General features: G+C 68.6%; 27 protein-coding genes. 5 read left to right on the top strand and 22 right to left on the bottom strand.

Translation table 11 applies throughout. The features are described 5' to 3' along the window. Positions 1 to 18: 18 nt before the first annotated feature. The 5 genes from sufD to pdxS form a co-directional block, all read right to left on the bottom strand. Entirely contained in the window at positions 19 to 1230 is a 1212-nt protein-coding gene (gene sufD / locus EGX94_RS10305; protein WP_021798140.1) for a Fe-S cluster assembly protein SufD, read from the bottom strand. After that, the gene (gene sufB / locus EGX94_RS10300; protein WP_021798136.1) at positions 1230 to 2672 is read right to left on the bottom strand and encodes a Fe-S cluster assembly protein SufB; all 1443 of its coding nucleotides are present in this window, start codon (positions 2670 to 2672) and stop codon (positions 1230 to 1232) included. The genes sufD and sufB overlap by 1 nt, the downstream gene beginning before the upstream one ends. Further along, a complete protein-coding gene (locus EGX94_RS10295) occupies positions 2669 to 3448 on the bottom strand; it encodes a helix-turn-helix transcriptional regulator (protein WP_021798142.1) in 780 nt (259 codons plus the stop codon). Before EGX94_RS10295 ends, sufB begins: the two co-directional genes overlap by 4 nt. Before the next feature lie 144 nt (positions 3449 to 3592). Then, on the bottom strand, positions 3593 to 4195 hold the full coding sequence (gene pdxT / locus EGX94_RS10290; protein WP_021798139.1) for a pyridoxal 5'-phosphate synthase glutaminase subunit PdxT: 603 nt from the start codon (positions 4193 to 4195) through the stop codon (positions 3593 to 3595). Beyond that, positions 4192 to 5103 carry a pyridoxal 5'-phosphate synthase lyase subunit PdxS gene (gene pdxS / locus EGX94_RS10285; RefSeq protein WP_021798147.1) on the bottom strand — a complete coding sequence of 304 codons (912 nt, stop codon included), beginning with the start codon at positions 5101 to 5103 and terminating at the stop codon, positions 4192 to 4194. Before pdxS ends, pdxT begins: the two co-directional genes overlap by 4 nt. Before the next feature lie 95 nt (positions 5104 to 5198). Here pdxS and pdxR point away from each other — a divergent pair, with 95 nt between their 5' ends. The 4 genes from pdxR to pgl are packed head-to-tail and all read left to right on the top strand — an operon-like array spanning position 5199 to position 9937. Then, positions 5199 to 6728: a MocR-like pyridoxine biosynthesis transcription factor PdxR gene (gene pdxR, locus EGX94_RS10280; RefSeq protein WP_051245530.1), complete on the top strand. Its 1530-nt coding sequence runs from the start codon at positions 5199 to 5201 to the stop codon at positions 6726 to 6728. Between the two features lie 17 nt (positions 6729 to 6745). Then, positions 6746 to 8281, top strand: a complete 1536-nt coding sequence (zwf, locus tag EGX94_RS10275) for a glucose-6-phosphate dehydrogenase (protein ID WP_028706729.1) — start codon at positions 6746 to 6748, stop codon at positions 8279 to 8281. Positions 8282 to 8294: 13 nt separating this feature from the next. Next, positions 8295 to 9197: a glucose-6-phosphate dehydrogenase assembly protein OpcA gene (locus EGX94_RS10270; protein ID WP_021797756.1), complete on the top strand. Its 903-nt coding sequence runs from the start codon at positions 8295 to 8297 to the stop codon at positions 9195 to 9197. Beyond that, positions 9197 to 9937, top strand: a complete 741-nt coding sequence (gene pgl / locus EGX94_RS10265) for a 6-phosphogluconolactonase (RefSeq protein ID WP_021797770.1) — start codon at positions 9197 to 9199, stop codon at positions 9935 to 9937. The genes EGX94_RS10270 and pgl overlap by 1 nt, the downstream gene beginning before the upstream one ends. Before the next feature lie 25 nt (positions 9938 to 9962). Here pgl and EGX94_RS10260 read toward each other — a convergent pair whose 3' ends face one another. From EGX94_RS10260 to uvrC, 9 genes are all read right to left on the bottom strand, one after another. Further along, positions 9963 to 10319, bottom strand: a complete 357-nt coding sequence (locus tag EGX94_RS10260) for an RNA polymerase-binding protein RbpA (protein WP_021797787.1) — start codon at positions 10317 to 10319, stop codon at positions 9963 to 9965. Between the two features lie 58 nt (positions 10320 to 10377). Further along, positions 10378 to 10638: a preprotein translocase subunit SecG gene (gene secG / locus EGX94_RS10255; protein ID WP_051245529.1), complete on the bottom strand. Its 261-nt coding sequence runs from the start codon at positions 10636 to 10638 to the stop codon at positions 10378 to 10380. Positions 10639 to 10755: 117 nt separating this feature from the next. After that, entirely contained in the window at positions 10756 to 11544 is a 789-nt protein-coding gene (gene tpiA / locus EGX94_RS10250; protein WP_021797774.1) for a triose-phosphate isomerase, read from the bottom strand. Positions 11545 to 11546: 2 nt separating this feature from the next. Continuing rightward, complete coding sequence (locus tag EGX94_RS10245) at positions 11547 to 12758, bottom strand: phosphoglycerate kinase (RefSeq protein WP_021797764.1); 1212 nt, start codon at positions 12756 to 12758, stop codon at positions 11547 to 11549. A 158-nt stretch (positions 12759 to 12916) separates the two neighbouring features. Next, a complete protein-coding gene (gap, locus tag EGX94_RS10240) occupies positions 12917 to 13921 on the bottom strand; it encodes a type I glyceraldehyde-3-phosphate dehydrogenase (protein WP_021797763.1) in 1005 nt (334 codons plus the stop codon). A gap of 224 nt (positions 13922 to 14145) precedes the next feature. Then, positions 14146 to 15132 carry a DNA-binding protein WhiA gene (whiA, locus tag EGX94_RS10235; protein WP_021797773.1) on the bottom strand — a complete coding sequence of 329 codons (987 nt, stop codon included), beginning with the start codon at positions 15130 to 15132 and terminating at the stop codon, positions 14146 to 14148. A 63-nt stretch (positions 15133 to 15195) separates the two neighbouring features. Beyond that, positions 15196 to 16146 carry a gluconeogenesis factor YvcK family protein gene (locus tag EGX94_RS10230; protein WP_021797766.1) on the bottom strand — a complete coding sequence of 317 codons (951 nt, stop codon included), beginning with the start codon at positions 16144 to 16146 and terminating at the stop codon, positions 15196 to 15198. A gap of 54 nt (positions 16147 to 16200) precedes the next feature. After that, positions 16201 to 17025, bottom strand: coding sequence for an RNase adapter RapZ (rapZ, locus tag EGX94_RS10225; RefSeq protein ID WP_404825153.1), 825 nt, complete (start codon positions 17023 to 17025; stop codon positions 16201 to 16203). A 144-nt stretch (positions 17026 to 17169) separates the two neighbouring features. Next, entirely contained in the window at positions 17170 to 19107 is a 1938-nt protein-coding gene (uvrC, locus tag EGX94_RS10220; RefSeq protein WP_043121902.1) for an excinuclease ABC subunit UvrC, read from the bottom strand. 429 nt (positions 19108 to 19536) lie between these two features. Between uvrC and EGX94_RS10215 the strand changes: the two genes are divergently transcribed. After that, positions 19537 to 19725, top strand: coding sequence for a hypothetical protein (locus EGX94_RS10215; protein WP_123826265.1), 189 nt, complete (start codon positions 19537 to 19539; stop codon positions 19723 to 19725). Positions 19726 to 19745: 20 nt separating this feature from the next. On the opposite strand, the gene EGX94_RS14430 is transcribed toward EGX94_RS10215, so the two are convergent. The 8 genes from EGX94_RS14430 to EGX94_RS10175 all read right to left on the bottom strand — a co-directional run bounded on the left by EGX94_RS14430 (position 19746) and on the right by EGX94_RS10175 (position 26922). Beyond that, positions 19746 to 20087, bottom strand: a complete 342-nt coding sequence (locus tag EGX94_RS14430) for a transposase (RefSeq protein WP_081707410.1) — start codon at positions 20085 to 20087, stop codon at positions 19746 to 19748. A gap of 46 nt (positions 20088 to 20133) precedes the next feature. Further along, positions 20134 to 20814, bottom strand: coding sequence for a hypothetical protein (locus tag EGX94_RS13485; protein ID WP_192962650.1), 681 nt, complete (start codon positions 20812 to 20814; stop codon positions 20134 to 20136). A 70-nt stretch (positions 20815 to 20884) separates the two neighbouring features. Further along, the gene (locus EGX94_RS10200) at positions 20885 to 21550 is read right to left on the bottom strand and encodes a nitroreductase family protein (RefSeq protein WP_021797784.1); all 666 of its coding nucleotides are present in this window, start codon (positions 21548 to 21550) and stop codon (positions 20885 to 20887) included. Further along, positions 21550 to 23226: a nitroreductase family protein gene (locus EGX94_RS10195; RefSeq protein WP_021797785.1), complete on the bottom strand. Its 1677-nt coding sequence runs from the start codon at positions 23224 to 23226 to the stop codon at positions 21550 to 21552. Before EGX94_RS10195 ends, EGX94_RS10200 begins: the two co-directional genes overlap by 1 nt. Continuing rightward, on the bottom strand, positions 23213 to 23866 hold the full coding sequence (locus EGX94_RS10190) for a hypothetical protein (protein WP_123826263.1): 654 nt from the start codon (positions 23864 to 23866) through the stop codon (positions 23213 to 23215). Before EGX94_RS10190 ends, EGX94_RS10195 begins: the two co-directional genes overlap by 14 nt. 136 nt (positions 23867 to 24002) lie before the next feature. Then, positions 24003 to 25106 (bottom strand): YcaO-like family protein, encoded by a 1104-nt coding sequence (locus tag EGX94_RS10185; RefSeq protein WP_192962649.1) that lies wholly within the window; start codon positions 25104 to 25106, stop codon positions 24003 to 24005. A 119-nt stretch (positions 25107 to 25225) separates the two neighbouring features. Then, positions 25226 to 25972: an ABC transporter permease gene (locus EGX94_RS10180; protein WP_021797759.1), complete on the bottom strand. Its 747-nt coding sequence runs from the start codon at positions 25970 to 25972 to the stop codon at positions 25226 to 25228. Then, a complete protein-coding gene (locus EGX94_RS10175; RefSeq protein WP_021797780.1) occupies positions 25972 to 26922 on the bottom strand; it encodes an ABC transporter ATP-binding protein in 951 nt (316 codons plus the stop codon). The genes EGX94_RS10180 and EGX94_RS10175 overlap by 1 nt, the downstream gene beginning before the upstream one ends. Between the last annotated feature and the right edge of the window lie 7 nt (positions 26923 to 26929).

Here is a 26929-nt window from a genome sequence, read left to right as displayed (position 1 = left end):
CGGAGGTTCTCACGCGGCTCACTCCGGGGCGCCCCAGTCGGGCGCGATCGCGTCGAGCTGGCGCTGGACGGCCGCCATGAGGCGCTCGGCCACCTCGGGGATCCCGATGCGGCGGACGATCTCGACGAAGAAGCCCTGGACGACCAGGCGCCGGGCCTCGTCCTCGGGGATTCCGCGGCTGCGCAGGTAGAACAGCTGCTCGTCGTCGAAGCGGCCCGTCGTCGAGGAGTGGCCGGCGCCCTCGATCCGCCCGGTGGCGATCTCGAGATTCGGGATCGACTCGGCGCGGGCGCCGGCGGTCAGGAGGAGGTTCTTGTTGGCCTCGTAGGTGCTGATGCCCTCGGCCTGCTTGCGGATGAGCACGTCGCCCACCCACACGCCGAGCGATCCCTCGTCCTGGAGGGCGCCCCGGTAGTCGATGTTCGAGCGGCTCAGCGGCTGGTTGTGATCGACGAACAGGCGGTGCTCGACGTGCCGGCCCGAGTCGACGAAGTAGAGGCCGAACTGCTCCAGCTCGCCGCCGGCGCCCTCGTAGCTGGCGCGCTCGAGCATGCGGGTGACGGCGCCGCCGAGCGAGGCCTGCACGGTACGGACCGTCGCGTCGCGGCCGACGAGCAGGGAGCTCTGGGCGACGTGCACGGCGTCCGGGGCCCAGTCCTGGAGGGTGACGAGGTCGACCCTGGCGCCGGCCCCGACGCGCACGTCGATCTTGTCGGCGATCCGGGCGGAGCCCTCGAAGCGCAGGAGGATCCGGGCCCGCGCCCCGGCCCCGACCCCGATGATCGTCTGCTGGTAGGCGGGCCGGTCGACGCCGGTTCCGGTGAAGTCGAGCTCGACGGGCTCGTCGAGCTCGAGGTCGGCGGGCACCGTGACGAGACGGGCGCGGCCGGCGTTGGCGGCGGCGATCGCCGAGGTGCGGTCGGCCGGAGGCTCAACGGCGGCGGCGCGCACGGCGTCGCCCTCGACGAAGCCGGCGGTCACGCCCTCGGGCAGACGGAGGGCGCAGTCGAGCTCGACGCCGGTGGCCGGGCTCGTGAGGAGGTCCTCGAGCCGGTGCACCGGGGTGAACCGCCAGACCTCCTCGCGCCCGGTGGGCACGGGATGGTCGTCGAGCTCCCACGAGACCTTCGGGTGCAGGTGCGAGGCGACGCCCTCGAGGGCGCCGCGCACCGCCTCTGCGCCGGTGTCAGCCGGTTCGGCCACTGCTGCTGCTCCGTTCTTCCGGGTCATCAGCCCACCGCGCCTTCCATCTGGAGCTCGATGAGCCGGTTGAGCTCGAGCGCGTACTCCATCGGCAGTTCGCGGGCGATGGGCTCGACGAAGCCGCGCACGATCATGGCGCGGGCCTCGTCCTCGTCGAGGCCGCGCTGCATGAGGTAGAAGAGCTGGTCCTCGGAGATCCTGGAGATGGTCGCCTCGTGCTCCATCTGGACGTCGTCGGTACGCACGTCCACGTAGGGGTAGGTGTCCGAGCGCGAGACGTTGTCGACGAGCAGGGCGTCGCACTTGACCGAGGACATCGCATGGTGGGCGTCCGGGGAGACCGCGACGAGGCCGCGGTAGCCGGTGCGCCCCCCGTTGCGGCTGATGGACTTCGAGACGATCGTGCTCGAGGTGTGCGGCGCGGTGTGCACCATCTTGGCGCCGGTGTCCTGGTGCTGGCCCTCGCCGGCGAAGGCGATCGACAGGGCCTCGCCCTTGGCGTGGGGGCCCATGAGCAGGCAGGCCGGGTACTTCATGTTGGCCTTCGAGCCGATGTTGCCGTCGATCCACTCCATCGTGCCGCCCTCGGCGACGGTGGCCCGCTGGGTCACGAGGTTGTAGACGTTGTTCGACCAGTTCTGGATCGTCGTGTAGCGGCAGCGCGCGTTCGTGCCGACGATGATCTCGACGATGGCGGCGTGCAGCGAGTCGGTCTTGTAGATCGGGGCCGTGCAGCCCTCGACGTAGTGCACGTAGGCGTCGTCGTCGACGATGATGAGCGTGCGCTCGAACTGGCCGAGGTTCTCGGTGTTCATCCGGAAGTAGGCCTGCAGCGGGATGGTGCAGTGGACGCCCTTCGGAACGTGGATGAAGGTGCCGCCGCTCCACACGGCCGTGTTGAGCGCGGCGAACTTGTTGTCGCCGGCCGGGATGACCGTGCCGAAGTACTTCTCGAAGAGCTCGGGGTACTCCCTCAGGCCGGTGTCGGTGTCGGTGAAGATGACGCCCTGGCGTCCGAGCTCCTCGTTGATCTTGTGGTAGACCACCTCGGACTCGTACTGGGCGGCGACGCCGTCGACGAGACGGGCCTTCTCCGCCTCGGGGATGCCCAGGCGGTCGTAGGTGTTCCTGATGTCCTCGGGCAGGTCGTTCCAGTCGTTGGCCGGCCTGTCCTGGGCCCGGACGAAGTACTTGATGTCATCGAAGTGCAGCTGCGACAGGTCGCAGCCCCAGGTGGGCAGGGGTTTGCGCTCGAACTGCTCGAGGCCCTTGAGCCGGCGCTCGAGCATCCACTCGGGTTCGCCCTTGAGCCCGGAGATGCCGCGCACGACCTTCTCGGACAGGCCGCGCTCGAACGCCGCCGAGTAGTCGTCGGCGTCGTGCCAACCGTACTTGTAGGTGGTCAGGTCCTCGACCAGCTCGTCGCGCTCGGCGAACCTGTTCCCCGGCCTCGTGTCGACCTGCGTCATGCGCGTGCTGCCTCTCGGTTGTGGTGATCAGTGGACGTGCCACTGCGGTGATCCGTGGGTGCGCCGCCGCGCCCTCCGGCGGGCGGCCCAGCGCGCCCGGCGATGGGCACTCCGTCCAGGGGGACGTTCGTGGTGCACACGCCGTCACCGTGGGCGATGGTGGCGATCCTCTGCACCCGGGAGCCGAGGAGCCTGGCGAACAGGCTCGTCTCGGCCTCGCAGAGCTGGGGGTACCGGGCCGCCACATGGGCGACCGGGCAATGGTACTGGCACAGCTGGTGGCCCCCGGGGGCCTCCCTCACATGGGCGGCGTAGCCCTCCTCGCCGAGGACGGTGGCCAGCGCCTCGACCGGGTCGGCGTCCGGCGCCTCCGCGCGCAGCTGGCGGTAGCGGGCCTCGACCTCGCCGTGGCGGCGCTCCCCCACCCTCACGACGGCCGAGGGTCCAGCGGCCTCGACGAGGGCGCTGAGCGCCTCGAGGGCGAGGGTGTCGTAGTCCTGGAAGAAGGCCGAGCGGCCGCGGTCGGTGAGGACGTACTCCTTCGCCGGGCGGCCCCGGCCGCGGCGCCCGCGCACGGGCCGCTCCCGCTCGACGATCCGACCGCCGGCCTCGAGAACGCCCAGGTGGCGGCGGATGGCGGCGGGGGTGACCCCGAGGCGCTCGGCCAGCTCGGCGGCCGTCGCCGGCCCGTTGGAGAAGAGCTCCTGCAGCACATGGTGACGGGTGGACTCCTCGCCCGTTCCGGACTCCCCGCCCGGCCTCGTCACCGATTTCATGAGCCCATTGTTTCCTAAATCGACGTCCAGTCAAACCCGCTCGCCCGCAGCGAAGGGAGCGGTGACGGGCCCGTGGCGCGGTGGTCGATGCGGACGCCCGCCCGTTGCGGGGCGGCGCGGCACCGGACCGGCCGGGAGGCCCCGTCAGCGGCGGACCCGCTCGACGAACGCGCGGTGCACGCGGCGGTCGGCGGTGAGCTCCGGATGGAAGGACAACGCGGTCACCGCGCCCTGTCGGACGCCGACGACCCGCCCGTCCACCGTCGCGATGACGCGGCCGGCGGGCCCGACGCGCACGACGACCGGGGCCCTGATGAAGACGGCCTCGACGTCCGCGCCGACGCCCTCGACGTCGAGCCTCGTCTCGAAGGAGGCGAGCTGGGGGCCGAACGCGTTGCGGCGCACATCGACGTCGAGCACGCCCGGGCCGCCGGACGGCCCTCCGGCGCACAGGACGAGACCGGCGCAGGTGGCCAGCACCGGCAGCCCGCCCTCGACGGCCCCGCGCAACGGCCCGAGAAGGCCGAGGGCGCCGGCCAGTCCCCTGAGCACGGTCGACTCACCGCCCGGGATCACGATGGCGTCCAGCCCCTCGAGCTCGCCCGGCAGACGGACGGCGCGGGTGCGGGCACCGGCATCGGCCAGGGCGGCGAGATGCTCGTCGACGCCGCCCTGGAGCGCCAGGACGCCGACGAGAGGGGCCCCGTCGCCGGCGGCGCGCGGAGCGGCGCCCGGCACCGTGCTCACCGGCCGCGTCCCGCCAGCCGGTGCGGGGTCGGGACGTCGGCGACGTCGATGCCGACCATGGCCTCCCCGAGATCGCGGGAGACCTCGGCGACGACCTCGGGATGGTCGTGCATGGCGGTCGCCCTCACGATGGCGGCGGCCCGCCGGGCCGGGTCGCCCGACGCGAAGATGCCCGAGCCGACGAAGACGCCCTGGGCCCCCATCTGCATGACGAGCGCCGCGTCGGCCGGGGTGGCCACCCCGCCCGCCACGAAGAGCACGACGGGCAGCCCGCCGGTCTCGGCGACCTCGCGGACCAGGTCGTAGGGGGCCTGGAGGTCCTTGGCGGCGGTGTACAGCTCCTCGTGGTCGAGGCAGCGCAGGCGGGCGATCCCGTCGCGGATGGCGCGCAGGTGCCGCACGGCCTCGGAGATGTCGCCGGTGCCCGCCTCGCCCTTCGAGCGGATCATGGCGGCGCCCTCGGCGATGCGGCGCAGCGCCTCGCCGAGGTCCGTGGCGCCGCAGACGAAGGGGACGTCGAAGGCCCACTTGTCGATGTGGTGCGCGTGGTCGGCCGGCGAGAGCACCTCGGACTCGTCGACGTAGTCGACCTCGAGCGCCTGGAGCACCTGGGCCTCGGCGAAGTGGCCGATGCGCGCCTTGGCCATGACGGGGATGGAGACGGCGTCGATGATGCCCTCGATGAGGGCGGGGTCGCTCATGCGGGCGACGCCGCCCCGGGCCCGGATGTCGGCGGGCACGCGCTCGAGGGCCATGACGGCGCAGGCGCCGGCCTCCTCGGCGAGCCTGGCCTGCTCGGGCGTGACGACGTCCATGATGACACCGCCCTTCAGCATGTCGGCCAGACCCCTCTTGACGCGGGTCGTGGCGGTGCGGATCATGCTCGGGGAGTCGCTCTGCGTGGTCATGCCCGCCATTCCAGCCCCAGCAGTGGACCACCGCAAGATCCACATCATGAATCTTCGACTGGACCACTTCTGGTCGCCGGTGGCAGTCTCGGACCATGCGCAGCACGCTGGTGGTCCACCCCCCGCTCGTCCTCGACCGCGACGGACCGGCGCCGCTGACCCACCAGATCGTCACCGGCCTGCGGGGGCTCGTCGAGTCGGGCGCCCTCAGGGCCGGCGACGCCCTGCCCTCGACACGGGCACTGGCCGCCTCACTGGGCGTCGCGCGCGGCACCGTCGTGACGGCCTTCGAGCAGCTCGAGGCCGAGGGCTATCTGGTCGCCACCCGCGGCTCGGGCACCCGGATCGCCCAGGTGCGGGCGCGTCGTGCGCCAGCCGGTGCACGACGGCGCACGGCGCCCGGGGGGCGCGACGGCGCGCCGCGGCACGACGGGCTGCTCGACCTGCGGCCCGGCCACCCGGACATCTCGGCGATCGACTCCCCGCCCTGGCGGCGCGCCTGGCGCGAGGCGCTGGCCGAGCCGGCCGCCTCGACGGACCCGGCCGGGCTCGGCGCCCTGCGCGGCGAGGTGGCCGAGCACCTGCGTCTCATGCGCTCCCTCGTGCGGCCGCCCGAGCAGATCCTCGTCACGGCGGGCGCGCGCGAGGGGCTCGCCCTGGCGCTCGGCGCGCTCGCGGGCTCCCGCGCCGCGGCGGGACGCGGGGACGGACCGGCGCGGCTGCGGGTCGGCGTCGAGAGTCCGGGCCATCCGGCCCTGTCGGGACTGCCCGGGGCGCTCGGACACCGGACCGTCGCCCTGGCCGTCGACGACGAGGGGCTGGTCACCGACCGTCTGCCGGACCCCTCGGGGATCGACGCGGTCATCGTCACGCCGAGCCACCAGTACCCCCACGGCGGCGTGCTGGCCGCCCGGCGCCGCCAGGAGCTGCTGGACTGGGCGAGGGCCGGCCGGGTGCTCGTCATCGAGGATGACTACGACTCCGAGCTGCGCTACGTCGGCATGCCACTGCCCCCGCTGGCCGCCCTGGACGACCCCTCGACGGGGCGCGTCCTCACGCTCGGCACCTTCTCGACGGTGCTGTCGCCTGCCCTGGCGACCGGCTACCTCGTGGCCCCGGACGGGCTGCTCGATCCGCTGCTCGCCCGCCGCCGGCTCCTCGGCCCGCCCACCGGCACGCTCGTCCAGCAGGCGCTGGCCGGCTATCTTGCCAGCGGGGAGCTGCGCCGCCACATCCAGCGGATGCGACGCAGCTACCGGGCGCGCCGGCGCACCGTCCTGGCGGCCCTCTCCGACGCGCCGGGGGCCCGTCCGGCCCCGCTCATGGGCGGCCTGCAGGCCGTCGTCCTCACCGACGCGCCCGGGGCGCGGGTCGTCGAGGCGGCGCGGGCCCGCGGCGTCCTCGTCGGGGACCTGGCGGGACGATGGGGTCGGACCGGCCGCGAGGAGGGCATCGTCTTCGGTTTCGCCGCCGTCCCGGCGGCCCGGCTGGGGACGGCGCTGAGGGTCATCGCGGCGGCCTGCGCCGAGGCCGCGCGCCCCTGCGCCCCGCCGCGGACCGGCGGGGCGACGCGTCCGCCGATCCACCGGTCCCGCCCTGCGGCTAATCTTGAGAGCTGTTCCTGACGACCCGGAAGGACGCCATGACCGCAGCACAGCAGGAGTGGGTGAACCCGCTCCGCGACCCCGAGGACGGCCGCCTGCCCCACATCGCGGGCCCGTGCGCGCTCGTCTTCTTCGGCGTGAGCGGCGATCTGTCCCGGAAGAAGCTCCTGCCCGCCGTCTATGACCTGGCGAACCGCGGGCTGCTGCCGCCCGGCTTCGGCCTGGTCGGCGTGGCGCGCCGCGACTACACCGACGCCCGGTTCGCCGAGATCGTCAAGGGGCACGTGAAGGAGAACGCCCGCACGCCCTTCCGGGACGAGACCTGGAAGCAGCTCGTCGCGGGCATCCGCTTCGTCTGGGGCGACTTCGACGACGGCGGCACCTTCGAGCGCCTCCGCGCCGTCCTCGACGAGCTCGACACCGAGCAGGGCACGGCCGGCAACCACGCCTTCTACCTGTCGGTGCCGCCGAGCCGCTTCGAGCGGGTCATCGACCAGCTCACCCGCCACGGCATGACCGACCAGTCCACCGGCTGGAAGCGCGTCGTCATCGAGAAGCCTTTCGGCCACGACCTGGCCAGCTCGCGCGCGCTGTACGACACCCTGTCCCGGGCCTTCCCCGCCGAGTCGGTCTTCCGCATCGACCACTACCTGGGCAAGGAGACCGTGCAGAACCTGCTGGCCCTGCGCTTCTCGAACCAGATGTTCGAGCCCCTCTGGAACAGCAACCACGTCAGCCACGTGCAGATCACGATGGCCGAGGACATCGGCATCGGCGGCCGCGCCGGCTACTACGACGGCATCGGCGCGGCCCGCGACGTCATCCAGAACCACCTGCTCCAGCTCATGGCCCTCACCGCCATGGAGGAGCCGAACAGCTTCGACGCCTCGCAGCTGCGCATCGAGAAGCAGAAGGTGCTCGCCGCGGCGCGCGTGCCCGACGACCTGGACGCCCACACCGCGCGCGGTCAGTACGCGGCCGGCTGGCAGGGCGGCAGCAGGGTCATCGGCTACCTCGACGAGGAGGGCATCGCGCCCGACTCGACCACCGAGACCTACGCGGCCGTCCGCCTCGACATCGACACCCGCCGCTGGGCGGGGGTGCCGTTCTACCTGCGCAGTGCCAAGCGCATGCCGCGGCGCGTCACCGAGATCGCGCTCATGTTCAAGCGCGCCCCGCACCTGCCCTTCACCAACACCGAGACCCGCGAGCTCGGCACGAACGCGCTCGTCCTGCGCATCCAGCCCGACGAGGGCGTCTCGATGCACTTCGGCGCCAAGGTCCCGGCGACGGCCATGGAGATCCGCCAGGTGAGCATGGACTTCGCCTACGCCGACTCGTTCAACGAGACGAGCCCCGAGGCCTACGAGCGCCTCATCCTCGACGTCCTGCTCGGCGAGCCGCCGCTGTTCCCGCAGCAGGAGGAGGTCGAGCTCTCCTGGCGGCTGCTCGACCCGGTCCTGGCGCACTGGTCTGCCCAGGGACGCCCCGAGCAGTACGCCTCCGGCACGTGGGGCCCGGCCGGCGGCGCCCGCATGCTGGCCAACGACGGCTTCGCCTGGCGCCGTCCCTAGGGAGGTCACCCAGATGATCATCGAACTCACGGACACGAACTCCTCCGAGGTGGCCGCGCGGGCGCTCGCCGCCCGCCGCTCCACGGGCGCCGCCTCCGGCCTCGTCATGACGCTCATCGTCGTGAGCACCACCCGCCAGTACTCCGACGCCTTCGACGCCGCGCAGGCCACCGCCGTCGAGCACCCCTCACGCATCATCGTCGTCATCGAGGGCGGCCGCGACCGTCCCACCGCCATGGACGCCGAGATCCGCGTCGGCGAGGGCGCGCCCGGCGACATGATCACCCTGCGCCTGACCGGCGAGCTCGTCGGCCACGGCGACTCGGTCGTCCTGCCGCTCCTGCTCGACCTGCCGGTCGTCGCCTGGTGGCCCGGCCGCGGCCCCGAGCTGCCCGGCGAGGACCCCATCGGGGCGCTCGCCACCCGGCGCATCACCGACGCGACGAACGCGGACGACCCGGTCGCCGCGCTCGTGGCGCGCGCCCGCGGCGAGCACAGCGGGGCCGACACCGACCTGTCGTGGACCCGCCTCACGCGCTGGCGGGCACTCGTCGCCTCGGCCCTCGACCAGTGCCGCCGGCCCGTGCGCTCGGCGGTCGTCGAGGCCGCCGCCGACAACGCCCCGGCCGAGCTCTTCGCCGCCTGGCTGGACTCCCGCCTCGGCGTGCCGGTCGAGGTGCGCACCTCAATGGGGCCAGGGCTCACGGCCGTCCGTCTGGAGACCGACGCCGGCGAGGTGGCCGTGCGCCGCGAGCGGACCTCCGACGCGATCTTCGTCATCCCCGACCAGCCGGTGCGCACCGCGGCGCTGGGGCGCCGCGGCACCGTGGCCCTGCTGAGCGAGGAGCTGCGCCGCCTCGACCCCGACACCGTCCTCGTCCGGACGCTGGACGCCCTCGCGGAACGGGCCGGCTGATGAGCGCCCTACGGGTCCTGCGCTACGCGGACGAGGACGAGCTCACCACCGAGGTGAGCAAGCACTTGGTGAACGCCCTGGCCCGGGCCCAGTCCGAGCGCGGCACCGCCCATCTGTGCTTCTGCGGCGGCCGCGCAGAGCGCGCGGTGTGCGCCCACCTGGCCGCCCTGGCCCGCTCGGGCGGCATCGTCCCGACCCGTCTGCACCTGTGGTGGAGCTCGGAAGCCTTCGTCACGACGACCGACCCCTCGCGCAACTCGCTGGCGACCCTCGCCGTCCTCGGCGGCGCCCTCACGCTGCCGCCGTCCAACATCCACGCCATGCCGAGCTCGAACGGCTCCGCCGACCCGGACGACGCCGCCTACGCCTACGCCAAGGAGCTCGACGGGACGGTCTTCGACATCTGTCTCCTCGAGATCGGGCGGGGCGGGCGCGTCGCCTCGATCTTCCCCCGGCACCCGAGCTTCACCGCCCAGAGCGGCACGAGCCAGCTGGCGACCGGCGTCACCGACGCCCCCGAGGGCCCCGCCGAGCAGGTCACGCTGACCTACAAGGCGATCAACCGCTCCCGCCAGGTCTGGGGCCTGGCCTGCGGCGCCGAGCGAGCGGGCTGTCTCGCCGCCACGCTCGGGGGCGACCCGCGCACACCGGCCGCTCGGGTGCACGGCGCCGAGCGGACCGTCTGGTTCGTCGACCGGGCCGCCGCCTCGACGGTCCCCTATTTCCAGTGCGACCTGTGAGGGGCGCCGCGGCGGGGCCCGCCGATCAGTAGATGATCTCGCCGCTGCGGCGGCGCTTCTTGAGATTGGCCAGGGCCTCCTTGAGGATCGCAGCGGCCTCCTTGTCGCTGCGGCGCTCCTTCACATAGGCCAGATGGGTCTTGTACGGGGTGGCCCGGGGCCTCGGCGGCGGATCCTGCTGGTCCCGGCTGGCGGGCAGACCGCACCTGGTGCACTCCCAGTCCTCGGGGATCTCGGCGTCCTGGGCGAAGGAGGGACGCGTCACGTGCCCGTTCGCGCAGTAGTACGCGACCTGGACGCGGGGCGCCGTCTCGCCGCGCTCGGCCTCGCCCATCGGACCGGCGCCGACGCGGCTGCCACGGATTGCGCTGCCACTAGCCACAGCTGGATGCTCCTATCGGGGGAGAGGGGATGACGCTCGTGCCGGGCTCCGATCGGGCTCACGCCGTCGCCCGGTACAGCACGAGCAGGCCGATGATGCAGGCCAGCCACAGCAGACCGATGATGACAGTGAGCCGGTCGAGCATCCGCTCGGCCGAGGACGTGCCGCTCGTCGAGGTGGTCATGCCGCCGCCGAAGAGATCCGACAGGCCGCCGCCGCGGCTCCTGTGGAGGAGGATGAAGGCGGTGAGTGTGAAGCTCAGCACCACGAGCACGATGGACAGCGTCGTGATGGGCCATGTCATGAGCGGGATTAGCATCACCCGGTGATTCTAGCCCACGGACCAAGGCGGATCGGAGCAGCGACAGGGGCGTCCGGCATCGTGCCGGACGCCCCTGCTCGCGGGTCCCGTCGGGACGGCCCCGGGGAGGCCCCGTCAGGCCTGGGCCATGGCGTAGAAGCGGACGATGGCGGCGAAGTCGTCGGGCTTGAGGCTCGCGCCGCCGACGAGGGCGCCGTCGATGTCGGGTTTGGCCATGATGGCCGTCACGGAACCGGGCTTGACCGAGCCGCCGTACTGGATGCGCACGGACTGGCCGGTGGCCTCGTCGTACAGCTCGGTGACGGCCCGCCGGATCGCGCCGCAGACCTCCTGGGCGTCCTCGGGGGTGGCGACCTCGCCGGTGCCGATGGCCCAGACGGGCTCGTAGGCGATGACGAGACCGGCGACCTGCCCGGCGGGGATGCCGGCGAGCGCCCCCCTCACCTGGGCGACGGTGAACTCGACGTGCTGGCCGGCCTTGCGGACCTCCAGGGACTCGCCGACGCAGATGATCGGCGTGAGCCCCTTGGAGAGCGCCTTGACGGCCTTGGCGTTGACGAGCTCGTCGGTCTCGCCGTGGTACTGGCGACGCTCCGAGTGGCCGACGATCACATAGGTGCAGCCCAGCTTGGCGAGCATGTCGGCGCTGATGTCACCGGTGTAGGCGCCGTCGTCGTGCTCGGAGACGTCCTGGGCGCCGTGGACGATCGGGAGCCGGTCGCCCTCGATGAGTGTCTGCACGGTGCGGATGCCGGTGAACGGCGGGATGACGACGCACTCGGAGGCCTCGGGGTCGTAGCCCTTGTCCTGCAGCGTGAAGGCCAGCTTCTGGACCAGGCCGACGGCGTCGACGTGGTTCATGTTCATCTTCCAGTTGCCGGCCATGATCGGCTTGCGTGCCATGATCAGTTGCTCCCTTCCAGAACCGCCAGGCCGGGCAGTTCCTTTCCTTCAAGATATTCGAGGGAGGCGCCGCCCCCGGTGGAGATCCAGCCGAACTCGTCGTCGGAGTGGCCGAAGGCGCGCACCGCGGCCGCGGAGTCGCCGCCGCCGATGACGGAGAAGGCCTCGGACGAGACCAGGGCGTCGGCGATGGCCCTGGTCCCCCCGGCGAACTCGGAGATCTCGGAGACGCCGGCGGGCCCGTTCCAGAAGACGGTCCGGGCGCCCGCGATCTCCGCGGCGACGGCCTTGGCGGACTCGGGCCCGATGTCGAGGCCCTCGCGGTCGGACGGGATCGCATCGGCGGGGACGACCGAGACCTCGCCGACGGCCCTGCGGGCGTCGAAGTCCATGCCCTCGGCGACGACGACGTCGACGGGCAGCAGGATCTTCTTGCCGGTGGCCCGCGCGCGGTCGAGGTACTCGCGGCAGGTCGCGACCTTGGACTCGTCGAGGATCGAGTCGCCGACCTCGTGGCCCTGGGCCTTGAGGAAGGTGTAGGCCATGCCGCCGACGATGACGAGGGTGTCGGCGACCGACAGGAGGTTGTCGATGACGGCCAGCTTGTCGGCGACCTTGGCGCCGCCGAGGACGACGACGTAGGGGCGCTCCGGGTCCGTGGTGATCTTCGACAGGACGGAGACCTCCTTGGCGACGAGCTCGCCGGCGGCGTTCGGCAGCAGCTTGGCCAAGTCGTAGACGCTGGCCTGCTTGCGGTGGACGACGCCGAAGCCGTCGGAGACGAAGATCTCGCCGAATCGGGCGTACTCGGCGGCCAGGGCCCCGCGCTCGGCGTCGTCCTTGCTCGTCTCGCCCGGCTCGAAGCGGACGTTCTCGACGAGGGCGATCTCGCCGTCGGCGAGGGAGACGCTGGTGGCCTGGGCGGAGGGGCCGACGGTGTCGGCGGCGAACTTCACGTCCTGACCGAGCAGCTCGCCGAGGCGGGCGGCGACGGGGGCCAGGGAGAACGCGGGGTCGATCCGGCCCTTGGGGCGGCCGAGGTGCGCGAGCGCGGTGACGCGGGCGCCGGCGCCGAGGAGGGCCCTCAGGGTGGGCAGGGCGGCGCGGATGCGGCCGTCGTCGGTGATGATGGTGCCGTTGAGCGGCACGTTGAAGTCGCAGCGGATCACGACGCGCTTGCCGCGCAGATCGCCGAGCTGGGAGACAGTCTTCACTGGTCAACTCCTGGAACTGGGATTCGGTGGTTCGTCATGGATGATTCCTGGCGGGTGAACCGCGGCGGACGGGTCGACGGGATGCGCACGGGCGGTTCACGACGGGGCAGGGCGCGCCGGCCAAGCCGACGCGCCCTGCCCCACGTGGTGATGATGGCTCAGAGCTTGTCGCAGACGAGCTTGGTCAGGTTGACGAGGCTGTTGGAGTAGCCCCACTCGTTGTCGTACCAGCTGAGCACCTTGACGAGGTTGCCGATGACCTTGGTCTCGGAGGCGTCGAAGATGCTGGTGTGCGGGTCGCCCTGGATGTCGGTGGAGACGATCGGGTCCTCGGTGTAGGCGAGGATGCCCTCGAGCTCACCGGCGGCGGCCTCCTTGACGGCGGCGTTGACCTCCTCGACGGTGACCTCGCGGCCCGGGATGAACGAGAGGTCGGTGAGCGAGCCGGTCGGCGTGGGGACGCGGACGGCGAGACCGTCGAACTTGCCCTTGAGCTCGGGGAGCACGAGGGCGACGGCCTGGGCGGCGCCGGTCTTGGTGGGGATCATGTTGAGGGCGGCGGCGCGGGCGCGACGCAGGTCCTTGTGCGGGGCGTCGAGGATGCGCTGGTCGCCCGTGTACGAGTGGATCGTCGTCATGATGCCGCGCTCGATGCCGAACTTCTCCTGGAGGACCTTGGCCAGCGGGGCCAGGCAGTTCGTCGTGCAGGAGGCGTTCGAGATGATGCTCTGGGTGGCCGGGTCGTAGCTCTTCTCGTTCACGCCCATGACGAAGGTGCCGTCGACGTTCTTCGCGGGGGCGGAGATGACGACCTTCTTGGCGCCGGCCTCGATGTGGGCCTTGGCCTTCTCACCATCGGTGAACAGGCCGGTCGACTCGACGACGACCTCGACACCGAGCTCCTTCCAGGGCAGATCGGCGGGGTTGCGCTCGGAGCAGACCTTGATGGCCTTGCCGTCGACGATGATGCTGCTGTCGTCGTAGGTCACCTCACCGGCGAAGCGGCCGAGGATCGAGTCGTACTTGAGCAGATGGGCGAGGGTCTTGGTGTCAGTCAGATCGTTGACTGCGACGATGTCGAGATCAGCCTTCTGCTCGATCATCGCACGGAAGAAGTTGCGGCCGATGCGGCCGAAACCATTGATACCAACCTTGACGGTCATGTAGTCGATTCTCCTTCGACGGGTCGTGATGCCTGAGCCACCCGGCGTCACACCCGGCCCCCAGACTCGGACGAGGCAATCTTATCCGACCGGCGGCCCCATGATCCATGGGGCTCATCCCGGAATCCCTTCTGGGAATCCGTGCAGGATTCGGATTCCGGAATGCCTGTTCATGCACGGCCCGGGGCCCGGCTCCGGCGCTCGCCGGCTCACTTGTCGCCGTCTCACTTGTCGTCGGCGAGCATCTCGGAGGTCAGGGCCGCGGTCGTGGGCGCGACGCCGCGCTCGGCGGCCGTCTTGTCGGCCAGGGCGAGAAGGCGGCGGATGCGGCCGGCCACCGCGTCCTTGGTGAGCGGCGGGACGTGCAGACGGCCGAGCTCCTCGAGCGAGGCGTCGCGATGGGACAGGCGCAGCTCGCCGGCGGAGCGCAGATGGTCGGGGATGTCCTCGCCGAGGATCTCCAGGGCGCGCTCGACGCGGGCGCCGGCGGCGACGGCCGCGCGGGCCGAGCGGCGCAGGTTCGCGTCGTCGAAGTTGGCCAGCCGGTTGGCGCTCGCGCGCACCTCGCGGCGCATGCGCCGCTCCTCCCAGGCGAGCACCGACTCGTTGGCGCCCATCCGGGTGAGCAGCTCGGAGATGGCGTCGCCGTCGCGGACGACGACGCGGTCCATCTGGCGTACCTCGCGGGCCTTGGCGCCGATGCCGAGCCGGCGGGCCGCCCCGACGAGGGCCAGCGCGGACTCCGAACTGGGGCAGGTGATCTCGAGTGCCATCGAGCGGCCCGGCTCGGTGAGCGAACCGCGGGCCAGGAAGGCGCCCCGCCATGCGGCGACCTGGTCCTCCAGCGAGCCGCCGACGATCTGGGCGGGCAGTCCGCGCACCGGGACGCGGCGGGCGCCGATGAGGCCGGTCAGGCGGGCGAGGTCCTCGCCCCGGCGCACCTGGCGGACGACGTAGCGGGTGCCGCGGCGCATGCCCGAGGAGTTGACCACGATGATGTCGCAGTCGAAGTCGTACAGCTCGCGGATGCCGGCGCGCAGGCGGCGGGCGGCGTTGCCGGTGTCGAACTCGCCCTCGACGACGATCTGGCCGCTCACGAGGTGGATGCCGCCGGCGAAGCGCAGCATCGTGGCGATCTCGGCGCGGCGCGACTCGGGTTTGAGCACGGGGACCGTGGCCAGCTCGGACTTCACCTGCTGCGTCAGTGCCATCTGCTCTCCCCCTGTTCGGCGTCGACCCCACTCAGGGTACGCAACCGGCCCCGGAGCCCGGTGTCAACCGAGCATGAGCTCGCTGTAGACCGACGCCAGCCGCAGCCGGTCGTGACGGGCCGTGTTGTCGTGCATGGCGACGTCGCCGATGACGAGGCGGGCGCCGAGCCGGGCGCAGGCCGCCTCGAGGGTCTCGTCCTCGCCGGCGAAGGTCTCGTCGGCGACCACCGTGTCGAGGCGCAGCCCGGGCGCGTGCTCGGCGATGAGCTCCATGTGGCGGGTCGGCGAGAAGCCGGCCGTCTCGTGGCCGGACGCGACGTTGAGCGTGAGCACCTTGTGAGCCCCGGACTCGATGATCGCCCTGGCCAGCCCCGGGATCATGAGGTGCGGCAGGACGGAGGTGAACCACGACCCGGGACCGAGGACGACGTAGTCGGCCGCGGCGATGGCGGCGAGGGCCTGCGGGCAGGCCGGGGGGTCGTCGGGCAGCAGCCGGATCGACTGGACGAGGCCGCGCGTCACCGCGACCTCGTGCTGGCCGTGGACGACCTGCACCTCGGTCGGGAACTCGAGGTCGAGGCCGAGGACGTCCGCCTCGATGTCGAGCGGGACCGTCGAGGCGGGCAGGACCCGCCCGCGGGCGTCGACGAGGTCGGCGACCATGTCGAGGCCGGCGACCGGGTCGCCGATCGTCTGCCAGACGCCCTCGATGAGCAGATTGCCGATGGCGTGCCCGTTGAGGGGCCCGTCGGAGCGGTAGCGCTGCTGGAGCACGGTGGCCCAGCGGCGCCCGTTGTGGTCGTCGCCGCACAGGGCGGCCAGCGCCATGCGCAGGTCGCCCGGGGGCAGGCCGCCGAGCTCGGCGCGCAGCCGGCCCGACGAGCCGCCGTCGTCGGCGACCGTGACGACGGCCGTGAGGTCGTCGGTGACCCGCCGCAGCGCCGCGAGCGACGAGTAGAGGCCGTGTCCGCCGCCGAGGGCGACGACCTTGGGAAGCTCACCTGGGTCGCGCATCGCCGATCCCCTTCACTCTCATCTCTGGGGGCCCGGTCCGGCCCCGCGAACGGTTCACTCGAGACCGAGGTCGCGGTGCAGGACGCTCACCTGCATCCCGTCGGCGCGCAGCCGCGCGGCGGCCGCCTCCGTCATGGCCGTCGAGCGGTGCTTGCCGCCGGTGCAGCCGACGGCGATGGTCACCTGGCGCTTGCCCTCGCGCAGGTAGCCGGGTGCGACGATGCGGAACATGCTCTGCAGGTCGTCGAGGAACTCCGTGGCGCCGTCCTGGGCCAGGACGTAGCCGCTGACCGCCTCGGACAGGCCGGTCTGCGGGCGCAGCTCGGGGACCCAGTGCGGATTGGGCAGGAAGCGCACGTCGAAGACGAAGTCGGCGTCGAGCGGCACGCCGTTCTTGAAGCCGAAGCTCATGACCTGGACGCGCAGGGTGCCCGCCTCGTCCCCGCCGTAGGCGTGGGCGACGCGCGCGGCCAGCTGGTGGACGTTGAGGCGGGAGGTGTCGATGACGAGATCGGCGCTGGCGCGCAGGTCCGACAGCATCCGGCGCTCCTTCTCGATGCCGACGAGCAGCCGGCCGTCCCCCTGGAGCGGCAGCGGGCGGCGGCTGGACTCCTGGCGGCGGACGATGGCCTCGTCGCTGGCCTCGAGGAAGCAGATCTCGGGCGAGATGCCCCGCTCGCGCAGGCGGGAGAAGACCGCGGGCAGCTGGTCGAACATCTCCCGGCCGCGCACGTCGAGACCGACGGCCAGCCGGTTCAGCCCGGAGTCGTTGGCGGTGCCGATGAGCTCGGGCAGCATCGACGGGGGCAGGTTGTCGACGACGAACCAGCCGAGGTCCTCCATGGCGTGGGCGCAGGTGCGTCGTCCCGCGCCGGACATCCCGGTGATGATGACGGTGCGGGGGGCCTTCGGCAGGGTGCGGACGGGCGCTGGCAGATCACTCACGACCCCCATTATCGGCCACCCTGGGCGTCGGACGCCGGCGTTCGACGCCCCGGACGAGGGGACGGACCCCGGCCGGACTCACCGGAGGATCTCGCCGGTCGTCGTGTTGACGGCCGGGGCCGCGTCGTCGGCCGCCAGGGCCGCGACGATCGCCTCGGCCGTCGCCCGCCCGATGCCGGGCAGCCCGGCGAGCTCGGCGACACCGGCCCCGCGCAGCCGCTTGAGCGAGCCGTAGCGCTCGAGGATCGTGGCCCGCCGCACCGGGCCCAGGCCCGGCACCTGGTCGAGCACGGACTCGACCATCGCCGCCGAGCGCCGGCGCCTGTGGTGGGCGATGGCGAAGCGGTGCGACTCGTCGCGCACGCGCTGGAGCAGGTAGAGGCCCTCGGAGGTGCGCGGCAGGATGAGCGGGTACTCCTCGCCGGGCAGCCAGACCTCCTCGAGGCGCTTGGCGAGGCCGATGACGCGGACCCCGGTGACGCCCAGCGCGTCGACGGCGCGCTGGGCGGCCTCGACCTGGAGCGGGCCGCCGTCGATGACGACGAGCGAGGGGGCGTAGGCGAACTTGAGCGGCCGGCCGGTGCCGGGGTCGACGAGGGCGTCCCGGCCGGCGTCCCGCAGCACCGCGCGGTCGTCGAGCAGGCGGCCGAAGCGCCGGGTGAGCACCTCGTCCATGGCGCGCAGGTCGTCCGAGCCCTCGAAGCTCTTGATGACGAAGCGGCGGTACTCGCTCTTGCGGGCCATGCCGTCCTCGAAGACGACCATGGAGCCGACCGCCTGCGTGCCCTGGAGGTGCGAGATGTCGTAGCCCTCGATGCGCAGCGGCGCCTCGGGCAGCTCGAGCAGCTCGGCGAGCTCGGCCAGCGCCCGGTTGCGGGTCTCCAGGTCGGCCGAGCGCCTGGCCTTGTGCCGGGCCAGCGCCTGGGCGGCGTTCTGCGCGACCGTGTCCAGGAGGACGCGCTTGTCGCCGCGCCGGGGCACGTGGAGGTTCACCGCCGCGCCGCGCTGGGCGCCCAGCAGTTCGGCGAGCGCCCCGGCGTCAGGGGGCAGGGCCGGGACGAGCACCTCGCGCGGCACCGCCGAGTCGGAGTACAGCGTCAGGAGGAAGGACTCGACGAGCCCGCCCTCGTCGGCGTCGTCGGCCCGGTCTGCCACCCAGGAGCGTTCGCCGCGCACCCGCCCGCCGCGCACGTGGAAGACCTGGAAGGCCACCTCGAGCGGGTCGAGGGCCAGGGCGACCACGTCGGCGTCGGTGCGCTCGGGCAGGACGATGGCGTTGCGCTCGCCGGCCTCGGCCAGGGCCGCGAGCGAGTCGCGCAGCACGGCGGCGCGCTCGAAGTTCTCCTCGGCGGAGGCCTGCACCATCTGCTCGGTCATCTTCCTCTCGAGGCGCCCGGTGCGGCCCTCCATGAAGGCGCACAGATCGGCCACGATCGCGCGGTGCTCGTCGGCGCCCACCCTGCCGACGCAGGGCGCCGAGCACTTGCCGATGTAGCCGAGCAGGCAGGGGCGCCCCGACTGGGCGGCCGCGTTGAAGGCGCCCTTCGTGCACGAGCGCATCGGGAAGACGTGCAGCAGCATGTCGAGGGTCTCACGGATCGCCCAGGCCTTGCCGAAGGGACCGTAGTAGCGCCACCCGCGGTGCTTGGCGCCGCGCCCGACGAAGACCCGCGGGTACTCCTCGCTCCAGCTGACGCACAGCCACGGGTAGCTCTTGTCGTCGCGGTACATGATGTTGAACCGCGGCCGGTACTGCTTGATCCACGTGTACTCGAGCTGGAGCGACTCGAGCTCGTTCTGCACGACCGTCCACTCGACGCGACCGGCGGTGCGCACCATCGTGCGGGTGCGCGGATGCAGCGCCGACTCGTCCTGGAAGTAGGAGTTCAGTCGGTTGCGGAGGTTCTTGGCCTTGCCGACGTAGACGACCCCGCCGTGCGCATCGCTGAACCGGTAGACCCCCGGGCTCGTGGGGATCTCGCCCGGTGCGGGACGATAGGTGGACGGATCGGCCATGCCCGCCAGCGTACCGAAGGCCATGACTTGTCCGGCCGGTTCGAGGTTAAACCACCCCAGGTTTGATGGCTCTTCACGGATGGGCGGGTTGGCGGTTGAGCGCGTCGGTCATTGGGTGAGGGCCGAGTCCTTACTGATGATGGAAGTTCTTGCACTGCCCATCCGGAAGGCCTCGACGTGCGTCACACTATACCGCACACCCAACGAAATCAACACCGAATGGAGACGCCGCAACAAGATAGCCTGAACCAGACGTTCACCACTGTCCGAAAACCTACTCCACTCCAGAGGCACTCACCAGCTGACACCACCCCTCCCTGTGTCCATCACACCACGGACACACCAGAGCGCCTAGTCTGACACCTTCAGACAGGACTTGACGAGACCCTGCCAACCCAACCCTGCAGCCAAAGTGGTTGAATGGCTAGCATGACCACAGATCAACCTCTGAAGATGAAACTGTTCGCCTCGGCAACCTTCTCGGTGCAATTGGCCGATTCTGTCCAGTACCGCTCAAAACGGCGCCTCGATGTACACGCCGAGGTCGATCCCCGGACCGGCGAGGTGCGCCTGTTCGTCGACTCAAAGGATCTGACCGAGTACTTGAAGAATAATTGACCATGAGTTCACTATGGCCGTCATGAAACAAAATCGTTTCTGGTTTCGCGGAGTGGGAGGTGCTCGAAGTCGTAGTCGAAGGCGCGGCCGGTGACGTATGAGGCGAACGCGCCGAAGGTTTCTTCGGGGGTCTCGCGCTGAATGGTCGCGATGTCGTTCCTGGCCGCGTTCCGGACGTGCTCGACCGGGTTGTGGTCGGGCGCGTACGGCGGCAGATGAACCGGCGTGATGCGCTCCAGCAGCCGGCCGGGCTCGTAGAGGCCGGTCAGGGCTTTCGCGTGGTGGAATCGGGCGTTGTCCGGGACGACCGCGAGCCGGTCGGTCTTGGTTTCACGCTGTAGCCGTTCCAGAGCCAGGATGATCTGTTCGGTGTTCTAGTTCCCCTCGATCGGGTACAGCTTCACCTTCTTATTGATGAGGGACAGGGCACTGAAGAAGGACTGGGACGTCTTCTGCCGGTCCACGGACCGGTCTGGTGCGTTGTCCTTTCGGGAGCTGCATCCGGCGGGTCCAGGCCTCGTGCTCGGGGCGGGCCTCGTCTGCCGTGTAGACCTCCCAGCCGGCGTCCAACAGGGCATTGACTTGGGTTTTCACTTCGGTCATGCGTCTGGTGATGGCTTTCTCGTTGCGGTGCTCGTCGAACGGGTCCGGCAGTTCGAGGCTCAGCCCGCAGAAGCGCAGGAGCAGCTGGTACGAGGAGTCCGACTGGTATTCCACGTCGAACATGATCTTCACGACGTCACGTATCGCCGGGACGTCCCAGAACTCAGCGTGGACGCCCGCCTGGGAGGGCGGCTGGGCCAGGATGGCCTTGAGTTCTTCCTTCTGTGCGCGGGCGGGTTCCGCCGCGTTCTGGTTCCCCGCGTGCCCAGCCGGGACCCGGCGCATCCTGGTGGCCTGCCACTCGGCCGGCCATTCCTGCACTGTCCTCTCGGTCCGTTCGACCATCTTCGCGATGATGTCGATTCCGACTCCTTCAGAGGCGTACAGGATCGCTTCTGCTTTCATCCGAACCAGCACATGATTGTCGGAACGCTTCTTCCACCTGATCAGGACGGCGGTTTCTTCCGGGGTGACCCCGACCTGCATGCTCCGATCATATCCGGAACAGCACAGGAAATCCACGAAAAATACGGTTTCGTTTCATGACGGCCATAGTTCACTGCCTCTGGGCGTCCAGGGGGTACCCGAAAGCATACCCAACGACTCCGGTACGTTGGAAACCGTCAATCCCCAGATCGAGTAAACCGACCATCAGCAAGCCGGCAAAGATCACCCCGCCCAAGCCGACGCCAACAGCCGCCAGAGCAGCGTCTTGACACTGTTCGCCGACGTGCACCATCATCTGTCGATACGCATGCATGCTGCCTCCACACGCCGCAACACTCGATACGAGGACCAGCACTGCCGGAGCAGCAGCAAACTCACGCTGCAGGAACCATTCCTCACGACGCGTGGAGTCGGCAGGAACCGCCTCTAGGAGTCCCAGACGCTCACCGTCATAGGCATACAGACCCGGTTCGACTCCCTTCACATCACGAACCACAAGCAGGATCTCGGTCTCTGCGTCAGGATCATGGGCCGCCTCACACACAGCAACCGCGTCAGCCAGGGGGATCGGGTGTTTCTGGTAACCATGAACGGATCGGCGGAGTCGCTGAACCTCCCAGAAATTCCTTTGGCTCTCACTTGGCTCCGGTAAATCCACAGCATCAGACCAGTTGGTTTCCGAAGTTTTCGACTTCGTGTGTGGAAACCCTCTGTCCCACCCATTGAGACGAGCGACTGTCTCATCCAGAACGTCGACCCTGTCGATGACTACCATCACTGTTCCTTCCCCACACCATTGAGTCCACAAATTCCAATGACCGCCATGACCGGGTGGAGCTCATTGTTGCCGAAACGCTTCGCGAGTGCCCCATCATCCCAATGCTCAACCAGCAATGCCCGAAAGCCAAAAGCATCTGCAGCATGCCGTAGCTGAGAAACAGCAGCCCCCGCATCCAAGAAACAGATACGCAAGGCCAATGAATGGTACTTTTTCTCAACCCGCTCCAGGGCAGTCGTCACAACTAGGACCGCCTCGAAATCCATATCGGAGATTGCAGCAGATAAGGAGGCATCCGAAAATTCTCCCAAGTAGGCACACTTATCCTCAAACGGCAGGTAGCAATATGCCCCTGGCTCGACGCCCTCGACATCACGAACGATGATAACACCTTCCGGTGACCCCAGATTTCCCCCAGTTGGGGAGAACCGTCGCACTTGAGTGATGTCGCCGATCTCATGCAACCCAAACCCGTATCGCAGCAACGCGCCGAGTTTCGAGCGAGCGTCTGTTGGGTGCTGCCAGTCCGGATCGGCAGAGAAGCGATGATGGTCAGAGTGACTGAAATCACGACTAGCCCACTGCAACGCTACATTCGATGGCTTATAATGCATTTGATGCCCCTTCATCGCCACTTGATTGCGCGGTGGGAACACTGCCGCTTGGTCATAGATGAATGGCCACGGCGGGTCAACTCGATCTCCGGGGATCCCGCAACCATCGCACCCAGGCGTGCGAGGAACCATCCACTGGCTACTCCGCCCCGCGCTCAAGTCATGGACGAGCAATGAATTTGATGCCAACGGCCTGCCGATACCCAGCCTTTCATGGAAGATTTCCAAGGCGATCAAGGCTGCAGCCAGACGCAGGGCGGGGTTGCTGTCGTCCACCGACCCCGAGAGCTGCACCGCGTCAAGCGTGGACAGCAGACAGTTCATACACACTGTTTGCTTGCTGGACGTAGGCGCAATCCATACGCGATCCCGGCGAAGACCACAGACTCTCACCACTCCATTCGTGCCACGCACATGATTCATCGCTTGGCGCAGGGTATCTGCGGCTGCTCCGACCAGGATTATGTACCCTGATTGCTCAGCTTGGAGCGGAGTGTCGACCAGGGAAGCCCGATCACCGGATAACCTCAGAGATTCCGTCAACAACTGCGTCAGCAAACCGTTGTTCACCACGTATGCCGGCTGTCTGGCGGCGGCATGATATGCTTCCGCAGCTGAAGGCCAGCGCTTGGTGGTATCCAAGTGTCTTGCCAGAGCAGCCGCAACATCAGGGGCAACGTCATCCGGAGCGTCGAGCGATGGAACAATCAGGCCGCAAGTTGCCATTAACGCAACCGCAGCCTCGACCTGAACCGATGGAACAGCCAGCTGAGCAGCAACCTCAGGAACTGTCCTCGTGCCATCGAGCAGGTCGATCATCCGTGGCACCAAGGATGTGGAAGCACTCCCGTTGAGTAATTGTCGGGCAGCACCGCCATCAACAATGAGTCCATTGGAAAGAGGAAGCACAACGCCACCCGGCATGAAGGCTGGCCGCTGCGGGATGGCCATCTCAGGGTCATTTCGAGCTGCTCGCAACATGGTCACGGCATCAATGCGCCCTGCCACGCCACCATCGGATCTCTGCTCGGCCACTTCGCTGGCGTCAGTCGATTCCATCGTGTGCTCCTGACATCATCGCGGACAGTATGGAAGAAAGATTCACGATCGAGCGGTCCAAGGGATCACCCTCGATCCTGCCGCAGACGCGACAGCCATCAACCCCAATGACCTCGGCGCGAACGACACCACCTGAGACAAGATCGACGCCCAGCATCTGTCGAGCCACCTGAGGCCCCGCCTCTGGACCCTGTGCGAGCCGAAGCGTCGCGAGTCCTGAAGCCACATCGGCCCATACGGGCAATATGCCTCGAGGCAGAGCAGCGTCACCTCGACGCAGATACTCATCGGCCATCCTGTCGGACACCTCGTTTGATGCAGTGTGCTGGTGGATCCTGCGGTCATAACAAGCAGAACAGGCCAGGGCACCTACGTAGGTGACCGGGCCGCTGCGCAGATAGGGATGCTCATGGACAACAGGGATGAACCTCCGCCGCCAATTGAGTACCGCTTGACACAAGTGAATCTCAAGTTGAGGACAGGGATGACCAACAACCATCACGTAGGAATCAGCAAGAGGGAGTCTGGACACATCGATATCGAAGGGCTCCCCCTGCCAGATCCACGCGTCCGGCCCGTTCAGGCGTTCAGAAACCGCGGCACCGAATGCACCGAGAGCGACTATCACAAGTTTGTACACGATGGTCCTTTCTGTGTTGTCAGGCAAACGGCTGTGGCCACGGATTCAGGTCCTCTTCCCTGCGAACAACGTAGCCCATGTTCGCCGGGGCATCGTACAGACGACGGCTGCCACGGAACTGTGTGGTGTGGACGAATTACAAGGGCATCAGCTGGGGCACTATGACGCGCACGCAGAACAACCCGGCATCATTCACCTCACGGCTTGTCATGTTCACCACGTAAGCAGTCATTCCTCGCTCCTGCAGGATATCTAACAGCCAGCGGACTGCTTCCGCTCCGTCGGCATCTGTCCCAAGAGTTTGAGCAGGTTGCGCCATGCCTCGAGGCCCAAGTGAATCGTCCAGCAAGAAATCGAAAGCCGAGCTGCGCTCTGGCGATGCCATGTACAGCGCTCCATCGTGCACTGCGAAGAACTGGGTCGGATCCGTGCGCTCCAACTGTCGGTGTTCGAGGGCGATGCGGCACGAGATGCCCTCACGAACCAGTTTGATGACAGCGGAGTCAAAATCCCATGAGGTGACTGCAACCACGACCTGTCGCACCGTTGGATGGTTTGGAACCACCGAGACCCCGTATACGGTGGGGACCCCCAAGTCCGTGGTCGCGTTGAAGTACTGCATCGTTTCCGTCGAGGTCGGCTGCATGGCCATGGCCACTTCCTCGGAATCGGACAAGAGTGTCGTGTTCAACCTTGGCCATCGGATCTGTTGCAACCAAGTGAGCGCAACGGCATCACGCTCAATCACTTCGAGAAGTGCATTTCTGATGGCCAACTGGGGATCAGTGTGCAGAGCACAGCCAGTGGAAATCGGTATGGTGAACCTTTCGCCAATACTCGCGAACGGAAGGTGCAGGTAGACAGCTATCGCCGGTATCCAGCGGATCGCGCCCGTCATCATGCACACCGATCTAACCCACCGCATGGGCGCATCGACATTGGGCGCGACCCAGGCAGGCGTACGCTTAGTCTCGGCCTCCGACACGGACGGGAACTGGGTGAGGTCGACGGCCTCCGCACCCAACTCTCGAGCCGTTGCCCAGACGAACTGCTCCTCGTCGTAGACACATGACGAGTAGCGTTCCACTCCCTCAGCAATGCTGAGAAGGCGAGCATCCTCAGAGTCGAACGCGCCACCTGCACCGTCGATCGTTCCCCACGTACTCGCGCCACGCGTGGACACGCGGACCCCGTCCAGCACGGCTGCCAGATTCCCCGTGCTGGCTGCATAGATGGACATTCGGCCATCCCCATCGGCACCGGGCAATTTGAGAGTGCCGCCCACCACACCTGTGCGCCCAACCAGTCCGTTCAAACTCGCGGTCGTCTGTTCACTGAACCTCGTTGTCGTAGTACTACTCATCCTTGTGCATCCCATCTGAATCCTCGCCAAGCCAACAGCCCCATGATGACCGTCCATGCAATGCACACCGCTGAGCCCTGAAGCACTGGGTACTGCAACTGGGCCCCCACCAAGGTGTGGCGCAGCATGTCACCGACGTAGGTGTAGGGGAAGAACAGTCCTACGTACTCAACCGCGACGGGCATCATTCGGTAGGGCAAGAACAGCCCGCACAGGAACAGCAGGCCGGGGGCCAAAATTCCCGCCATCGCCCCAACGAGCCCTGGGTTGTCGGATCGCGATCCGATCAGTAACCCCAGTGTCAGTGCCGTCGCCACGCACAGCACCATCGCCCATACCAACATCACGGGCGCTACCAGCGCCAGCGAGCCCGACACCACCGCGATGAGCCAGATCAGACAAAACTCTACCCCGATCACCGCAACTCTCGCAGGGATCTGCGCCCACAGGTACTGGGACCGTGTCACCGGAGTCATCCCCAGACTCCGCAGCACGCCATCCTTGCGCAACTGCGCCATCGGAGCAGCGGTCCCCGAGAGTCCCAGAGCAAGTACTGAGAAAATCAGCACGGCCGGGAGGCCAAAGGCCAAGGCACTGATCCGGCCCTGCGGTTGGGGAAGATCCGGCAGTACCAAGAACATCGCGATGAACGACATGGGAAAGACCATGCCCAACCCGGTAGTCATCGGATCACGCAACAGTTCCCTGAAACTGGCCTGGGAGAGAGCTCGCATCTGTTTCATCAATTCTCCTCATGAATAGGAGCGTTGAGTTCCCTGCCGACCAGGCGAAGGAATACGTCTCCGAGTGATGGGCCAACAGTTTTGAGGTTCTCCGCCCTGACAGAGCTCGATGCGCGGACTGCTGCCTGGGCGCGAGCCATGTCCGAGGTCACCAACCTGACACTCGTCGAACCACCCACGCGCCTTGTCGATGCCCAGAGGACCCCGGGGAGCTTCTTCATGGTGGCGGCATCCACGGGAGCAACCGTCTTGAACGAGACACTGCCCTGTCCCGCGTAGCGAACCAGCAACTCACCGACACCACCTGCAGCGACGATCCGGCCGGCGTCCATGATCACGATTCGGTCGCACAAAACCTCGGCCTCATCCATCATCTGAGTGGCCATGACCACTGCACCCCGACCAGCACGCTGCCTGATCACATCCCACACCTGTTCACGCGCCAACGGATCAAGCCCAACAGTAGGCTCGTCGAAGGCCACGATCTCCGTGTCCCCGATGAGCGCCAACGCCAACCGAACTCGTTGCTGCTGGCCACTTGACAGGGTCTTGACTCGCGCCCGTCGTTTCGATTCGAGCTCAACCAGAGCGATGACTTCATCAACCTCACGCGGTCGCGGATAAAACGACGCCCACAGTTCCAGGCTCTCCGTCACCGACAAGTGCTTGAATAAGGAAGATCCCTGTGGCTGGAGACTCATCCTCCTAGCGCATTCTTCTCGTTGCCTGACTGGCGAGAAACCGCACACCTCGATGTCGCCCTCGTCTAGGAGCCGCGCGCCCATGACCGACTCGATGAGCGTCGTCTTGCCAGCACCGTTAGCGCCGAGGATTCCAACCGTCTCACCCGGGAACACCTCAACATCCACCCCAGCCAAGGCAGTTACCTGCCCGTAGCGTTTAACTGCCCCCGAGACGCGGATGAGTGGTTCTGGTGTGGCTTTGAGCATACCATCT

The sequence above is a fragment of the Propionibacterium acidifaciens genome (assembly GCF_003798325.1).
In the GTDB taxonomy this organism is placed as follows: domain Bacteria; phylum Actinomycetota; class Actinomycetes; order Propionibacteriales; family Propionibacteriaceae; genus Propionibacterium; species Propionibacterium acidifaciens.
The sequence above is the reverse complement of the archived record's forward strand: the minus strand, read 5'-3'. Positions and strand labels throughout refer to the sequence as shown.

Excerpts from the sequence above, each read along its gene's own strand:
- sufD (WP_021798140.1), bottom strand. The coding sequence starts at position 1,230 with ATGACCCGGAAGAACGGAGCAGCAGCAGTGGCCGAACCGGCTGACACC.
- sufB (WP_021798136.1), bottom strand. The coding sequence starts at position 2,672 with ATGACGCAGGTCGACACGAGGCCGGGGAACAGGTTCGCCGAGCGCGAC.
- EGX94_RS10295 (WP_021798142.1), bottom strand. The coding sequence starts at position 3,448 with ATGAAATCGGTGACGAGGCCGGGCGGGGAGTCCGGAACGGGCGAGGAG.
- pdxS (WP_021798147.1), bottom strand. The coding sequence starts at position 5,103 with ATGACCACGCAGAGCGACTCCCCGAGCATGATCCGCACCGCCACGACC.
- pdxR (WP_051245530.1), top strand. The coding sequence starts at position 5,199 with ATGCGCAGCACGCTGGTGGTCCACCCCCCGCTCGTCCTCGACCGCGAC.
- zwf (WP_028706729.1), top strand. The coding sequence starts at position 6,746 with ATGACCGCAGCACAGCAGGAGTGGGTGAACCCGCTCCGCGACCCCGAG.
- EGX94_RS10270 (WP_021797756.1), top strand. The coding sequence starts at position 8,295 with ATGATCATCGAACTCACGGACACGAACTCCTCCGAGGTGGCCGCGCGG.
- pgl (WP_021797770.1), top strand. The coding sequence starts at position 9,197 with ATGAGCGCCCTACGGGTCCTGCGCTACGCGGACGAGGACGAGCTCACC.
- secG (WP_051245529.1), bottom strand. The coding sequence starts at position 10,638 with ATGCTAATCCCGCTCATGACATGGCCCATCACGACGCTGTCCATCGTG.
- tpiA (WP_021797774.1), bottom strand. The coding sequence starts at position 11,544 with ATGGCACGCAAGCCGATCATGGCCGGCAACTGGAAGATGAACATGAAC.
- gap (WP_021797763.1), bottom strand. The coding sequence starts at position 13,921 with ATGACCGTCAAGGTTGGTATCAATGGTTTCGGCCGCATCGGCCGCAAC.
- whiA (WP_021797773.1), bottom strand. The coding sequence starts at position 15,132 with ATGGCACTGACGCAGCAGGTGAAGTCCGAGCTGGCCACGGTCCCCGTG.
- EGX94_RS10230 (WP_021797766.1), bottom strand. The coding sequence starts at position 16,146 with ATGCGCGACCCAGGTGAGCTTCCCAAGGTCGTCGCCCTCGGCGGCGGA.
- rapZ (WP_404825153.1), bottom strand. The coding sequence starts at position 17,025 with ATGTCCGGCGCGGGACGACGCACCTGCGCCCACGCCATGGAGGACCTC.
- uvrC (WP_043121902.1), bottom strand. The coding sequence starts at position 19,107 with ATGGCCGATCCGTCCACCTATCGTCCCGCACCGGGCGAGATCCCCACG.
- EGX94_RS10215 (WP_123826265.1), top strand. The coding sequence starts at position 19,537 with ATGACCACAGATCAACCTCTGAAGATGAAACTGTTCGCCTCGGCAACC.
- EGX94_RS13485 (WP_192962650.1), bottom strand. The coding sequence starts at position 20,814 with ATGCAGGTCGGGGTCACCCCGGAAGAAACCGCCGTCCTGATCAGGTGG.
- EGX94_RS10200 (WP_021797784.1), bottom strand. The coding sequence starts at position 21,550 with ATGGTAGTCATCGACAGGGTCGACGTTCTGGATGAGACAGTCGCTCGT.
- EGX94_RS10195 (WP_021797785.1), bottom strand. The coding sequence starts at position 23,226 with ATGGAATCGACTGACGCCAGCGAAGTGGCCGAGCAGAGATCCGATGGT.
- EGX94_RS10185 (WP_192962649.1), bottom strand. The coding sequence starts at position 25,106 with ATGTCCATCTATGCAGCCAGCACGGGGAATCTGGCAGCCGTGCTGGAC.
- EGX94_RS10180 (WP_021797759.1), bottom strand. The coding sequence starts at position 25,972 with ATGAAACAGATGCGAGCTCTCTCCCAGGCCAGTTTCAGGGAACTGTTG.
- EGX94_RS10175 (WP_021797780.1), bottom strand. The coding sequence starts at position 26,922 with ATGCTCAAAGCCACACCAGAACCACTCATCCGCGTCTCGGGGGCAGTT.